The organism is Saccharibacillus sp. CPCC 101409 (assembly GCF_030518235.1).
In the GTDB taxonomy this organism is placed as follows: domain Bacteria; phylum Bacillota; class Bacilli; order Paenibacillales; family Paenibacillaceae; genus Saccharibacillus.
In genome coordinates this window covers 1-615 of sequence record NZ_JAULSA010000056.1, presented here as the reverse complement: position 1 = coordinate 615, position 615 = coordinate 1, and the positions used below count along the sequence as shown (strand labels likewise).

The following is a 615-nucleotide window of genomic DNA, read 5'->3' as shown; positions in this document are numbered from 1 at the left end:
GAAACTTGCCCCGGCTGCCAGGCGGCGCTGCAAGACGTTCCGGCTCACGCTCACGAAGCCCGGCAGGTGTTCGACCTGCCGGCCCCACGCGTGGTCGTGACCGAGCACCGGGCCGCGCACAAAATTTGTCCAGCCTGCGGCGTCAAAGCCCGGGCTCCTTTCCCGGAAGACGTGCGCGGACGAACCCAATACGGCCGCAGCTTCTCGGCCTGGACGACCTACTTGAGCGCGTACCAGCTGCTGCCGCTGGAGCGAATCGCCCAGTTCTACGCGGATCTATGCGGTTGTCGGCCCAGCGAAGCGACGCTGCTGGCCCAACTGGAGCAGACCGCCGGCGCGCTGGAAGCGACTGAAATCCAAATCCGCGAACAGATACGAAAGCTCCCGGTTCTCCACGCGGACGAAACCGGACTGCGGATCGGCAAGAAGGTTCAGTGGATGCACGTCGCTTCGGACTCGCAGTGGACGTTTTTGCAGATCCACGAGAGTCGCGGAAGCCGGGGCATGGACGAAGCGGACGTGCTGCCTCACTTCACCGGCGTGCTGGTTCACGACAGCTATGCGTCGTATTTCAAGACGCATTACCGCTTCGAACACGCGCTGTGCGGCGCGCAC

Annotated in this window: 1 protein-coding gene; it reads left to right on the top strand. The window is 64.1% G+C overall.

Going from position 1 to position 615, the window contains the following annotated elements; genetic code table 11:
- On the top strand, positions 1-615 hold a 615-nt coding region (locus QWJ34_RS27035), incomplete at both ends, for an IS66 family transposase (RefSeq protein ID WP_302732232.1).